General features: G+C 61.8%; 12 protein-coding genes. 6 read left to right on the plus strand and 6 right to left on the minus strand.

Features of this window, described 5'->3' with window-relative positions:
• The first annotated feature begins 263 nt into the window (after positions 1 to 263).
• Entirely contained in the window at positions 264 to 794 is a 531-nt protein-coding gene (locus AC0L2C_RS27870) for a YcnI family protein (RefSeq protein WP_287239535.1), read from the plus strand.
• A 51-nt stretch (positions 795 to 845) separates the two neighbouring features.
• On the opposite strand, the gene AC0L2C_RS27875 is transcribed toward AC0L2C_RS27870, so the two are convergent.
• From AC0L2C_RS27875 to AC0L2C_RS27900, 6 genes are all read right to left on the minus strand, one after another.
• Positions 846 to 2,630, minus strand: a complete 1,785-nt coding sequence (locus AC0L2C_RS27875; RefSeq protein ID WP_245277625.1) for a heavy metal translocating P-type ATPase — start codon at positions 2,628 to 2,630, stop codon at positions 846 to 848.
• 168 nt (positions 2,631 to 2,798) lie between these two features.
• Positions 2,799 to 3,545: a universal stress protein gene (locus AC0L2C_RS27880; protein WP_473524918.1), complete on the minus strand. Its 747-nt coding sequence runs from the start codon at positions 3,543 to 3,545 to the stop codon at positions 2,799 to 2,801.
• 40 nt (positions 3,546 to 3,585) lie between these two features.
• Positions 3,586 to 4,035, minus strand: a complete 450-nt coding sequence (locus AC0L2C_RS27885) for a universal stress protein (RefSeq protein ID WP_287239534.1) — start codon at positions 4,033 to 4,035, stop codon at positions 3,586 to 3,588.
• Between the two features lie 622 nt (positions 4,036 to 4,657).
• Positions 4,658 to 4,996: a DUF779 domain-containing protein gene (locus AC0L2C_RS27890; protein WP_473524919.1), complete on the minus strand. Its 339-nt coding sequence runs from the start codon at positions 4,994 to 4,996 to the stop codon at positions 4,658 to 4,660.
• Between the two features lie 58 nt (positions 4,997 to 5,054).
• Complete coding sequence (gene adh, locus AC0L2C_RS27895; protein WP_287228091.1) at positions 5,055 to 6,572, minus strand: aldehyde dehydrogenase; 1,518 nt, start codon at positions 6,570 to 6,572, stop codon at positions 5,055 to 5,057.
• A gap of 147 nt (positions 6,573 to 6,719) precedes the next feature.
• On the minus strand, positions 6,720 to 7,688 hold the full coding sequence (locus AC0L2C_RS27900; protein WP_473524920.1) for a GAF domain-containing protein: 969 nt from the start codon (positions 7,686 to 7,688) through the stop codon (positions 6,720 to 6,722).
• A 192-nt stretch (positions 7,689 to 7,880) separates the two neighbouring features.
• On the opposite strand from AC0L2C_RS27900, the gene AC0L2C_RS27905 reads away from it, so the two are divergent.
• From AC0L2C_RS27905 to AC0L2C_RS27925, 5 genes are all read left to right on the plus strand, one after another.
• Positions 7,881 to 8,729: a Crp/Fnr family transcriptional regulator gene (locus AC0L2C_RS27905; protein WP_473524921.1), complete on the plus strand. Its 849-nt coding sequence runs from the start codon at positions 7,881 to 7,883 to the stop codon at positions 8,727 to 8,729.
• Positions 8,730 to 8,827: 98 nt separating this feature from the next.
• Positions 8,828 to 9,781 (plus strand): LysR family transcriptional regulator, encoded by a 954-nt coding sequence (locus AC0L2C_RS27910; RefSeq protein ID WP_473524922.1) that lies wholly within the window; start codon positions 8,828 to 8,830, stop codon positions 9,779 to 9,781.
• Between the two features lie 139 nt (positions 9,782 to 9,920).
• Positions 9,921 to 10,934 (plus strand): amino acid ABC transporter substrate-binding protein, encoded by a 1,014-nt coding sequence (locus tag AC0L2C_RS27915; protein WP_473524923.1) that lies wholly within the window; start codon positions 9,921 to 9,923, stop codon positions 10,932 to 10,934.
• 172 nt (positions 10,935 to 11,106) lie between these two features.
• Positions 11,107 to 12,294, plus strand: coding sequence for an amino acid ABC transporter permease (locus tag AC0L2C_RS27920; RefSeq protein ID WP_287239523.1), 1,188 nt, complete (start codon positions 11,107 to 11,109; stop codon positions 12,292 to 12,294).
• A 3-nt stretch (positions 12,295 to 12,297) separates the two neighbouring features.
• The gene (locus AC0L2C_RS27925; RefSeq protein WP_473524924.1) at positions 12,298 to 13,437 is read left to right on the plus strand and encodes an amino acid ABC transporter permease; all 1,140 of its coding nucleotides are present in this window, start codon (positions 12,298 to 12,300) and stop codon (positions 13,435 to 13,437) included.
• Positions 13,438 to 13,568: the final 131 nt, after the last annotated feature.

Genomic DNA, 13,568 nt, shown 5'->3' on the forward strand with positions numbered 1-13,568 from the left:
CGGTTCTCCTTGTGATCCATCGTTGTCGATGAGCGACTTCTACGCCCGCCATGACAGAGGAGTTTGTCCTGGAACAAACTCCCGATGGATTTTCGGGGGAGCGACCTGAAGGCGTATCTGCGGAGTTTGCTGCAGCGCAAATAGCTGACGGCCAACGCGGCTATGCAGTGGCTCCATAAGCGTGCGGAACAACCCGTCGCGCAACTCGAGTGTCATTCGACCTGGAGAGGTCATTCGACCTGGAGAAGAAAGGAGACAGTCAGATGTACAGGCCTCTTATAGTTGCGGCGGTCGCTGCGATCGTGGCCGGACCGGCCCATGCGCATGTTTCGTTCGAAAACGCCCAGGCTGCCGTCGGCACGACCTACAAGGCGGTTCTAAGGATTCCGCACGGTTGCGACGGCAAGGCCACGGACGAGGTCCGGGTCCGGATCCCGGAAGGCGTTATCGCGGTCAAGCCGATGCCCAAGGCCGGATGGACGATCGAAAAGACGGTGACGGGGTACAAGGCAGAGTACGATCTGCACGGCAAGAAGGTGGCCGAAGGCGTTACCGAGCTATCCTGGAGCGGCGGAAGCGTGGCGGACGACGAGTACGATGATGAGTTCGTCTTCAGGGCGACTCTCGACGCAAGCCTCCCGGCGGGCGAAACGATCTATTTCCCGGTGATCCAGGTCTGCGGCACGGACAGGGCAGAATGGACCCAGGCTGCGGCCGAGGGCCAGACAGCTCATGACCTGGAGCGACCGGCGCCCGGTCTGGAACTGCTTCACGGCGAACACGCGGGGCACTGAAACGCCTGAACGCGGGAAATCTGGGGCCGAGTGGCTCAGGAGTCCGGAACATCACCGGAGGGCACGCAGGGCGTTGAGGATCACCGCTACGTCTATGCCCTCCTGCACGAGTGCGCCAGCCACAGGCGGGAGATAGCCGAGCGCAGCCACAGCCATCCCGACGACGGAGAGGCCGAGGCCGGCGACCACGCTTTGCGTTGCGATTTGGCGGGTCCGATGCGCGACCTCTACCGCGGACGCCAGGCTGTCGATGCGGTCGACGAGAATGACGACTCCGGCGCTTTCCGACGAGGCGGCGGAGCCGCGCGCGCCCAACGCCACGCCCACGTCGGCGCTCGCCAACGCGGGAGCGTCATTCACGCCGTCTCCAGCCATGAGCACGGGAGCGCGCATGCGTTCCCTGGTCACGACTTCGACCTTCTGCGCCGGATCCAGTTCGCCATCCGCCTTGGCTATCCCGAGCCGGGCAGCCACGGCGTCGACCACATCCTGGCGATCGCCGGAGGCGATCACGACGCGGTCGATCCCAGCCTTCTCCAGCGCCCGGAGCATGGCGGGCGCCTCCGGCCTGATCGCGTCAGCCATGGCGATGATCCCGGCCAGGACGCCGTCTACGCCGACGGCCACCACGGCGCTTCCCCAGGGAAGACCTTCCCGCAACCCATGGGGATCGCCCTGCGTGATCGCGTCCCTGACGAAGCGGCTGCCGCCGATAACCAGCCTGCGTCTTTCGACAATCCCTTTGATTCCGGTTCCGGCGACCTCGCTGACGTCCGTCGGCGCAGAGAGCGGGAGCCCCTTCCGGCGTGCGTCCGCCACCAGCGCCGCTGCCGTGACGTGGCCGGACGCCTGGTCGAGCGAGGCGGCGAGCCGCAGGACCTCGTCAGGTAACCAGGTCCCGACGGTGCGTACGTCGACCACCTCGGCTTGACCGAACGTCAGGGTTCCGGTTTTGTCGAGGATAACCGTCTTGACCTTCGCAAGGGTCTCGAGAGCCCCGCCGTCCTTGACGAGAACGCCGAGCTTGGCGGCGCGCGACATGCCGGAGATGATGGCGACGGGCAGGGCGAGGATGAGCGGGCACGGCGTTGCGACCACCAACACAGCCAGCACTCTGACAGGGTCGCCGGAGATGGCCCAGGCAGTTCCTGCCGCCAAGACCGTCAGCAGCAGGAACCAGACCGCGTAGCGATCCGCCGCACGCACGCTGGGAGGCTTGCCTTCCTGTGCCTTGGTTACAAGCCGGACGATGTTGGCGTAGGTGCTTTCGGCCGCGGGTCTGTCCGCAAGGAGATCGAAGGCATCGCCAGCATTGGTTGCTCCGCTCAGGACTTCGTCACCCAGCAACTTCGTGCGTGGCAGGCTCTCTCCGGTCAAGGCGGACTCGTCCAGGACGGCAGAAGGTGACGCAAGGCTGCCGTCGACGGGGATCACTTCGCCGCGGCGAACGAGGAGCCGGTCGCCTGGAACGATAGCCTGGATGAGGACTTCGTCGAGCCCGTCATTGCCGTACCGCATGGCGCTGTGGGCCACGCGACCGAGTAGGGCGGTCATCTCCCTGCGTGCGCGGCCGGCCGCATAGCCTTCGAGAAACTGGCCACCCGCGTACATCAGCGCGACGACGTTGCCCGCTAGCATCTCGCCGAACGCGAGCGCGGCCGACATCGATAGCGCGGCGACCAGGTCAAGCCCGACTTCGCCGCGCGACAGACTGCGGACGATCTCGACGGCGAGGGCCGCCAGCACCAACGCGGTCGCGACGGCCCACGGCCAGGGATGCCAGCCTGCGCCGGACGCCCATCCAGTAATGCCGACCATGAGTCCGCTGAGCGCCACGCCGAGGAGCACTCCTCTCAACGAGAGAATCGGCCACCGCGCATCAGGCAAGGTAAGCATCCATCATCAGCAGGGCGGTCAATGCGAAAGCAGCACTGGCATCCTCAGGTCCGCCAAGACGCCTTCGGTCGCGCCGCCGAGAACGAAATCCCTGAGCCGTGAGTGACCCTAGCCTCCCATCACCAGCAGATCCGAACCTAGGCCGGCAGCGTGGCGCTGCAGGGTTTCTGCAATCGGGCAGTCCTCCGCGCGCACTGCCGAGAAGGTGGCTTTCAGCCCGGCTTCGCGCAGACTTCCCGCGAGCCGCTCCCCCGCATCTGCCTCGTCGATTGACTTTTCGTCTGTGACGGTGACAACCTTGATCTCCACGGCGCGCTCCAGAACAAACCTGGCGTCTGACACGGCGCGGGCTGCGACGCGCGTGCCATCCCATGCGATCGACACCCGGCTAAAACTGGCGGGCGGCGCCTGATCGGGCAGAAGGATCGTCGGGCGGCCGGAGCTGAAGACAACGGCCTCCGCCAAAGCGCGGATACCGGGGTTGTCGGAGTTCCACCCGACAAGCGCCATGTCGAAATAGCGGGCATGGCGAGCGGCCGCCTCGCCAAGCAGCGCGACCTGCGTCCTCTCCACGGAAGTCGTCAGATTCAGGCTTCTGGCTTCCGCCTCAACCCTGGCCGCGGCCAGCAGTTCCGCGCCGTTGCTCGCGCTGAGTTTCTCGGCGTTGCGGATCATTTCCGGCAGATTCATGAGCATGCGGGAGAACGCGTTCGAAACCTCTGGAATGTCAGCTTCTAGCACCAGCGCGTGGAGGTCCGCGCCAAGCAGATCCGTCACCGCCGCAGCATTGGCTACGACTGCCGTCGTGTGGGGTTCCGGATAGGTGAGTAGGGGCACAAGAGCGCGAAGCTTCATTCGATGTAGTCCTTCAGGACAGGAATTTCCTCCATCCCGCTCAGCGTACGACGAGGACTGGAACGGGGCTATGGGCCAGCACTTCCGAGGTCTGGCTGCCCAGCAGCAGGCGCCCGAGGCCGCGCCGGCCGTGCGAGGCCATGACGATCAGGCTGCATTCTTGGGCCTTCGCCGCCTCGACGATAGCTTCCGCTGGCCTCGCGTCGGGCACGTGCAGCACGTCCACGCTGACGCCGATCCTGGCGGCCGATTCCCGCACCGTCGCCAGGAGTTTCTCCGCAGCCTTCTTCTGCCCCTCTTCATACCCCGAGATATCCCCGGGAAGCGGGACCCAGCCGCCGCCGGCCGCGCTCGCATGGAAGGGGAAAGGCTCGGTGACCGTGATGACGGTCACCTTCGCGTCGAGGCTCTTGGCAAGCGAAAGCCCATGGTCGACGCCCCTCTGCGCGACGTCGGAGCCGTCCGTCGAAATCAGGATGTGCTTGTACATCGCCTTCTTGTCCTCTGTTGCCTGTTCCGCCCAAGGAACGCTCGCGCTTGGCGCGTCCAGTCCACAGACACGCCGGGACGCGGCCTTGGCCTGAACTCTACCTTTGGGCCTTCTTTTCAGCTTGATCGAGATCAAAGCGGCCCAATCTGCGCAGAAGCGTAGGTGTCGCATATCGGCGCGTATAGCAGACCCGAATAACAATACTCGTGTTCAACGCTGGCCGTGAGCCCCTCAAAATCGGGTTCTCCGGATCGATGGGAAGATCAACGCGTTCATACGATCGTTTCGCGACGGGCGTTGCGACTACCGCCTCCACCACGGCACGCCGGACGAGTGCGGGATGGCAGGCTGCGGCGATATCGGTGATGCGCTCGAGTAGAACCGGAGGTGCTCAAGCGGTTGAGCTTGGCCGCCTGCCAGAGGACAGCCGCTTTCGACGAGCCGTTTTATCGCGTTGCTGCCTTGGCAGGCGAGGGTTCAAGAATTACGCTTCTCGCTATCGAGGCGTCTGACGCCGGCCGGGCTTCGTGCTTTTTTGTCGATTTCGTGAAGCAACGGCGCAGACATGAACCAGCTTGAGGGCGCGAGGGCGCGCCAGATAGACGTCCGCTGATACTCGAAATCAGATCCCCATGGGGCACACCGTGGACCGCGTCAGGAACCGTCTCTCGCGGCCGTTATCGAGTGAGAACATGCCACCGCGTCCGGGCACAGCATCGATGACGAGGTTGGTGTGCTTCCACGCGTCGTATTGCGCCGCGCCGATGTAAAACGGCGCGCCGCCGATCTCGCCGAGCAATATGTCGCTGTCCCCCAGAGCGAAATCACCCACGGGGTAGCACATTGGCGAGGAACCGTCGCAGCAGCCGCCCGACTGGTGGAACAGCACCGGCCCATGCTCGGCGATGATCATAGCCAGGAGCTCCAGCGCCGCTGGCGTGGCGCTCACCTTGTCGTGCATTCCATCCTCCCTCCGGAACGCGAAGCGCGGGAACGTCCCGCGCCCCGTGAGGCAGTCCTCAGAAGAAGCCGAGCTTCTTCGGGCTGTAGCTGACCAGCATGTTCTTGGTCTGCTGGTAGTGGTCGAGCATCATCTTGTGGGTCTCGCGGCCGATGCCGGACTGCTTGTAGCCGCCAAACGCCGCGTGCGCCGGGTAGGCGTGGTAGCAGTTGGTCCAGACGCGGCCCGCCTGGATCGCCCGCCCGAAGCGGTAGAGCCGGTTGGCGTCGCGACTCCAGATGCCGGCGCCGAGGCCGTAGAGCGTGTCGTTGGCGATCGACAACGCCTCGTCGTCGTCCTTGAAGGTTGTCACCGAAACCACCGGCCCGAAGATCTCCTCCTGGAAGATGCGCATTTTGTTGTGGCCCTTGAACACTGTCGGCTTGACATAATAGCCGCCGGCGAGATCGCCCGGCAGCTCGTTGCGCGCGCCGCCGGTGAGTACTTCGGCGCCCTCCTGCTTGCCGATGTCGATGTAGGACAGGATCTTCTCGAGCTGCTCGGACGAGGCCTGCGCGCCGATCATCGTCGCCGGATCCAGCGGGTCGCCCTGGACGATCGCCTCGACGCGCTTCAGCGCCCGCTCCATGAAGCGGTCGTAGATCTTTTCGTGGATCAGCGCCCGGCTCGGGCAGGTACAAACCTCGCCCTGGTTGAGTGCGAACATGACGAAACCCTCGATCGCCTTGTCGAAGAAATCGTCGTCCTCGGCGGTGACGTCCTGGAAGAAGATGTTGGGCGACTTGCCGCCGAGTTCGAGCGTTACCGGGATAAGGTTCTGGCTGGCGTACTGCATGATCAGCCGGCCAGTGGTCGTCTCGCCTGTGAAAGCGATCTTGGCGATCCGGTTGGAGGAGGCGAGCGGCTTGCCTGCCTCGAGGCCGAAGCCGTTGACGATGTTGAGCACGCCCGGCGGCAGCAGGTCGCCGATGAGGTCCGCCCAGAGCATGATCGCCGCCGGGGTCTGCTCTGCGGGTTTCAGAACCACGCAGTTGCCGGCCGCGATCGCGGGGGCCAGTTTCCATACCGCCATGAGCAGCGGGAAGTTCCACGGGATGATCTGGCCGACGACGCCCAACGGTTCGTGGAAGTGATAGGCAACGGTGTCGTGGTCGATCTCGGAGAGGCTGCCCTCCTGGGCGCGGATCGCGCCGGCGAAGTAGCGGAAGTGATCGATGGCCAGCGGCAGGTCGGCGGCGGTCGTCTCACGGATCGGCTTGCCGTTGTCCCAGGTCTCGGCGCGCGCGAGGAGATCGAGGTTCTCCTCCATGCGATCAGCAATGCGATTGAGAATCAAGGCGCGCTCGGCCGGGCTGGTGCGGCCCCATGCGTCCTTGGCCGCATGGGCCGCGTCGAGCGCGGCCTCGATGTCCCTGGAGTCGGAACGGGTGACTTCGCAGAGAAGCTGACCGTTTACCGGCGAGAAGTTCTCGAAATACTTGCCGGAAAGCGGCTCGGTCCATTTGCCGCCAATGAAATTGCCATAACGCTTGTCGAAGGGCGCCTTGACGGAGCGTGAGAATTCAACCTTGTTCATGATATACCTCCCGAAACAACGCCGCGGGATGCGGCGCTTCGGTGGAAAGTCTTGCCGCATCTGCCCGCTCGCTGTCACGAGGGTGAGAACAGTGGACCCGCAGGAGGTGTCGCAGAACTGCGACAGTCGTGCCGGGATTCGAAAAGATCAGTGCGATCTATGGAGATCGAGGCGGTTGAGCTTCCGGTGGAGCGTCGCACGGCTGATCCCAAGCGCCGCGGCCGCGGCCGAGATATTTCCATCTGTCCGGGCCAGCACCCGTTGCAGAGCCCCGCGCTCCGCCTCGGCGAGGACTTCGGTGACCTTCCTCGCCCCGCCAAGCAGATCGGCCGCGGGGAGCGGCTTCCGAAGGCTCTTTTGCGTGATCCCCAGCGCCAATCGCGCTAAGCGGGTCGCGCCGACCACAAGGTCGTCCGCATCGACCGCGATCAGTCCGCCCGAACCTTTGTGGGTTATTGGCGCGAGCAGAATGCGCGCCTTCGGGAATGCCATCTTGAAGTTCTCCGCCTCGATGCGTCGTGCGGCGTCGACCACAGCCACCGAAATAAGATTGGCGAAGGCTTCGGTTAGATCTGCCCGGCAGGAAGACACGTCGAGGGCGGCGACTAGGTCTCCTTCGTGATCGTAGATGGGCGCGGTGATGCAGCTCAGCGCAGTGTTGCGCGTGTGAAAATGCTGGTCGCGATGGATCGTCAGCACGCGCTGCTCGACAAGACAGGTGCCGATGCCGTTGGTGCCCTCGCTCTCCTCGTTCCAGACCGAGCCTGTCCACAACCCCCAGTTGTGAAACGTCTCGTCATCCGCAGGTGCACCGCGTCGTTCGATTGGCACGCCCTCTTGGTCGGCGAGAAGCACGCAGCATCCAACACCTCCCACCGCCAGGTAGAGTCTGTCGAGGCTTGATTGGGCAGCTCGGATCAGCGGTTCGATCCGTTGCCTGGCGTCGATAAATTCGGCCTGGGTCAGGTATCGCGGCGGTTTGGGATCGGTTGGATCGAGCTTATGCAAATTGGATGAGCGTCGCCATGAAGCGACCAGCGCCGACTTCGCCGCGGCATCTGAAATGATTGCGGCCTGTATCCGATCGGCATGATGACCGGCTAGAGCCTCGCCCATGCTATCCTCCCAAATCCCGACTCTTTCCTTTCAGTTCCTGGATCAGGCCTTTCAGTTCCTGGATCAGGTACGTGTTACGTCGGGGTTGCGTTGGCAGCGCTATCTCCGCTTCGATCGAACCCTCTGTCAATTGCCCAGAAGAACCAGGCGCCTCCCTTGCGCCAGCGTTATCCGGCAACGGCCGGAGCTCTCTTGACATGGATCAAACGTGCGGACGCGTTTCTGGATCGGCTGCGTCTGCGGCAATATGCGAACCTTGTGTACGCGACGCTGGCATTCGGCGCCGGAGTGTCCGATATTCCCGACAGAGCCATGGACACGAACCGCAAGGACATACACAACTCCGATATTCCTGTGCTTTGCCGGAGCTGCGAGGCTCGGCACAAGGGAATGTGCGGCGTGCTCGATTCGGCCGAGCTTGTTGCGCTTTCTCGTCACACGCGCCTGGCGCGGCATTCTGCCGGAGAGGAACTCGCCGCGGAGGGCATGCCCGTCGAGTCCTATGCGAATGTAATGCGGGGCGTGGTCAAGCTGACCAAGGTGCTGGAAGACGGCCGCCAGCAGATCGTCGGCCTGCAGTTCGCCCCGGATTTCCTCGGGCGACTTTTCGCGCCGGACAGTGCCGTAACTGCCGAAGCTGCGTCCGCCATCGATCTCTGCCGCGTGTCGAAGAGTGGTCTGGAACGGTTGATTGCGGCGAATCCCAAGCTGGAGCGTCGGCTAATGGAGCAGACGCTCAGGGAACTCGATGAAGCCCGCGAATGGATGGTCACGCTGGGGAGAAAGACAGCTGCCGAGAAGGTCGCCAGCTTCCTTTATCTCATCGCCAAGCACCTCGATCCCTCAGCGGACAGCGAACAGAAGGGCCGCAAGTTTCTTCTGCCTCTCACGCGCGGTGACATTGCCGATTTCCTCGGGCTGACGATCGAGACCGTCTCGCGTCAATTGTCCAGGCTCCGTGCGGAGAAAGTCATTGCAATCAGCGCAGTGACCCAGGTCGATGTGCCCGATCTCGAGCGGCTCAGGAAACGTTGTGGCTGAACGGATGGACCAGCGCCAGAAGCGGAACGAGGATTTCCTTTTCGAACGCCACGTGGACGTTCTCGCCTCATGATGAAAAACCAAGGCCTGTTCGGCTCATGAGTTTCGATGACCTCGACCTGAATTTGCTGCGCGTGTTCGACGTGATGATGCGCGAAAGAAGCGTCACGCGTACGGCATGCGAATTGGGAAGAACGCAATCTGCGATCAGCCATTCCTTATCCAGGCTGCGGCACCTTTTCGGCGACAGGCTGTTCACGCGCGATGGAGGCGCTATGAGGCCGACCCCGCGGGCGGTCGAGCTTCTGCCAGACATTTCGGCCGGATTGGCAACGATTCGAGCCTCGATTGATCGCCATCAAACTTTCGATCCCGCAACCACTCGGCGGAACTTTCGTGTCGGGCTCACCGACTACCATGCGATGATAATCATACCACGTCTTCTGCGGGAGTTTTCCAGGCAGGCGCGCGGTGCCACGTTGAATATTATTCCAGCGAACGGGCTCGATATCCCGTCCTCGGTTCATCTTCGACAGATCGACTGTGCATTGACTGGAGCAGTGATCAAGGATGACCCAAGCCTTTTGAAGATCGAACTGGGCCAGGATCGTCTCTTCTGCGCAGTTTGGAGCGGCAGCCAAATCGCAAGTTCGGCGATGTCATTGGAGACATACCTGTCAGCGTCTCACTTGCAGGTTTCCGCCGATGGTGTTTCCAGCGGACTTGCGGATGCCGCGCTCAAGGAGCTTGGTTTGCGGCGGAACGTGGTCGCGACGATATCGAATTATCTGGCACTTCCGTGGGTCTTGCGAGGCACCGAACTTGTTGCTCATTGTGGTGACGGAATCCTCCAAATCCTTGATAAAGCGAGTGAAGTGACTCTCCTTTCGCCGCCGCTGCCGATCCCGAATGTGAGCGCGTGGTTGCTCCTTCATCCGCAAATGGCCACGGACCCAGGGACGATCTGGCTCAAAGAAGTTCTCTCAAACATCTACTCTGAGTCACAGATTAAAAAGAGAGAAATTGTTTCTGAGAGAGAACAGAAGAAATAAACAGGAGACACACGGCTGAAACCATTACGAGTGCAGCCACTGTATGAGTAGACCTCATAGTCATCATGACGAGAATGAATTTGACCAATAATGAGGCCTGCGCAACCTTGGTGCTCCACAAAAAAATAAGGGAACCAAGATGCAAGCAATTCTCAAGGGTCTGGTCGGAGCAGCGGTAGGGCTCGTTGTATCCAACGCGTCCGCCGCGACGATCGAAAACGTCAAGAAGAACGGAGTTCTGACCTGCGGAACCAACTCAGCGACGGCCGGATTTAGCCTTCCAGACAATGAGGGCAAATGGACCGGGTTCGTGGTCGACTATTGTCGCGCTGTTGCAGCAGCGGTTCTGGGCGATGCGCAGAAGGTAAGGTTCATTCCGCTTACGCCGAAGGACCGGTTCACCGCGCTTCAGTCGGGCGAGATCGATATACTCGCACATAACGCAACCTGGACGTCATCCCGCGACACGTCTCTCGGAATACTTTTTGCGGGCACGTATTTCTACGATGGCCAGGGCTTCATGGTCCGCAAATCGGAGAACATCGGTTCGGCCAAAGATCTGGATGGCGCGTCCATCTGCGTCACTCAGGGCACGACGACCGAGTTGAATCTCGCCGATTACTTCCGCTCGCATTCGATGACATACTCGACCGTCGGGTTTGCCGACGAAGAAGCCGTGGTAAAGGCCTACGACGAAGGTCGCTGCGACGTCCTCTCGGCCGACACGTCCACCTTGAATGCGTCGCGCCAGCGCATGGCGAAGGCCGACGACAGCGTCGTGCTTCCCGAACTTATCTCCAAGGAGCCACTTGGGCCTGCCGTGCGGCAGGGCGATGATCATTGGCTCAACGTGGCCAAATGGGCGCTCCTTGTCATGGTCGCTGCCGAAGAATTGGGAGTAACCTCGCAGAATGTCGATGAAATGAAGTCATCGGACAACCCGAACATTCGCCGGCTGCTTGGAGCGGAGGGCAGCCTCGGAGAGGATCTCGGGCTTGGCGATACCTGGTCCGTGGACGTTATCAAGCAGGTCGGCAACTATGGCGAAGTGTTCGATCGCAATATCGGCAAGGCCTCGCCGCTCAAGATGGAGCGCGGCCTGAACGCTCTTTGGAATCAGGGCGGTCTCCAGTACGCCCCGCCGATCCGCTAGGCCGGGTCGGTCACAAGCCGCCGGCGATTGCGCCGGCGTCTTAAAGCGCGTCGGGGTTGAATGGAGTCATGCGACACGCTTTAAGTTCTTGTTTATGCATGTCGTTATCGCAAAACCGCTGCGCACTTTTGCGCGACATGCATTAGTTCTGCACCAACACAGGAACAGGGTCATGTCCGATGTGCTGCTCGCCGCGCCCTCGCGCAGGAGCTTGTCCCTGCACGACGCCAAGGTCCGGGGCATCATCTATCAACTTTTGCTAGCGGGCAGCCTGCTGGCATTGGCCGTGGGCATTGCCGTTCAGACTGCGTCGAACATGAGGGCACGCGGGATTCCGCTGTCTTTCGGCTTCTGGAACGAGGCCGCCGGCTTCGACATCAATCAGACGCTGATCCCCTACGACACGCTCTCTACCTACGGCCAAGCGTTCTGGGTGGGTGTGGTCAACACCCTCTATGTGAGCTTGCTTGGGATCGTGTTGGCCACAGTCTTGGGCTTTGTCGTCGGCATTGCCCGTCTGTCACCGAACTGGATCGTTTCAAAGGTCGCGGCTTCGTATGTCGAGATCATACGCAACATCCCGTTATTGCTGCAGCTTTTGTTCTGGTACAATGCAGTCCTGAAAGCGCTGCCTGCGCCGAGGGCGTCGATCGAACTCCCCGGCCGCATCTATCTGAACAATCGCGGTCTCATCATTCCGGAAATCCAGCTCTACGCAGGAGCAGGTACCGTGGGACTCGCGTTCCTGGCGGCCAGCATCTTCTGCGTCGCTTTTTGGTCCTATGCCAGGCGCGCACAGAACCGCACCGGAAAGCAGCTGCCCGTGCTTTGGGTCAGCCTCGCTGCCTTGATCGGACTGCCTCTGATCGTCTTCCTCCTGGTCGGTTCGCCGGTGTCGTTCGTGACGCCAGAGTTGAAAGGGTTCAATTACCGGGGTGGACACCAGCTTTATCCGGAGTTCGCGGCTCTTCTGATCGGTCTGTCCGTCTACACCGCTTCCTTTATCGCGGAAATTGTCCGCAGCGGGATCCAGGCTGTGCCGAAAGGCCAGACCGAAGCCGCCCATGCGCTCGGGCTTGCGCCGGGCAAAACGCTTCGCCTGGTCATTGTTCCGCAGGCACTGCGCATCATCATACCGCCCCTGACCAGCCAGTACCTGAATCTCACGAAGAATTCCTCACTCGCCGTGTTTATCGGCTACCCCGATCTCGTTCAGATTTTCGCGGGAACGGTGCTCAACCAGACTGGCGCCGCCGTCCAGGTGATGGCGATTACGCTGTCGGTCTACCTCGCGATCTCCCTCGTCATGTCGATGACCATGAACGCGTTCAATCAACGTTTCGCGATCGTCGAGAGGTGATGCATGAGCGGCCAGTCCCTGCATCCGCACCTCGTTAGCGCTCCGCTTCTGCCGCCTATGGCGCCGCCTTGTGGAATCCGGCCGAGCCCGGCGACCTGGATCAGAAAGAACCTGTTCTCGACGCCGTTCTCCGGCGTGCTGACGATCTGCTTCACAGTTCTCGCCGCATGGCTTTTGTATCAGTTCGCGAGTTTTGCAGTCTTGGATGCAGTCTGGGCCGGCGGACAGGAAGAATGCCGCGCCAACCCTGAGGGCGCGTGTTGGCCGTTCATCGTGGAGAAATTCGACTATCTCCGTTACGGGGCATATCCGGTTTCCGAGCGCTGGCGGGTGGACCTGACGCTGGCGATCGGCGCCGTGCTGATCGCCTGGCTGCTGTGGAAACGGGCGCCGCGGCGCAACGTGGCGGCGTTGCTGTTCTTTGTTGCCTACCCGGTCGTCGCCTTCGCGTTGTTGCGCGGTGTCGCGTCGCTCGATCTGCCGGTCATCGATACCGTCTTGTGGGGAGGTCTGCTTATCACGCTGCTCATGTCGATCGTGGGCATCGTCTTCTCGCTGCCGCTCGGTGTGCTTCTCGCGCTTGGCCGACGATCGGAGCTTCCCTTCGTCAGGGCAGTGTGTGTGATCTTCATCGAGGTCGTCAGGGGCGTGCCGTTCATCACGGTGCTGTTCATGGCGAATTTCATGATGCCGCTCTTCGTCCCCGACTATCTGACGCCCGATCGGCTGCTGCGTCCGCTGATTGCGATAGCGCTGTTCTCGTCCGCCTACATGGCCGAGGTGGTGCGCGCCGGCCTTCAAGCGATCCCCAAGGGGCAATATGAGGCGGCAAAGGCGCTCGGCGTCAGCTACTTCACCATGAGCCGTCTGATCATCCTGCCGCAGGCGCTCACTATCGTTATCCCAGGCATCGTCTCTACCTTCATCGGGCTGTTCAAGGACACGACGCTGGTAGCGATCGTCGGCATTGCGGACTTCCTGAGAGCCGTCGAAACGGCGCGAGTCGACCCGAACTGGGCTGGGCCGACGATCTCTTCGACCGGCTATCTCTTCGCCGGGCTGGTCTACTGGATCTTCTGCTTCGGAATGTCCCGGTACTCGCACTCGATGGAGCGCGCGTTGGCGCGCGGCCACAAGAGCTAGGAAGCGGAATATGCGACAGGCAGTTTCAGCAGCGAGGCACGTGGCGCAAATTCTCAAATAGCCCGCCAAAAGTTCGAGCAGCCGCGAGCGGCGAAAACCACACCGGAACCAAGCAATGGCTTGTGCAGATG

The organism is Mesorhizobium sp. WSM4845 (assembly GCF_055811455.1).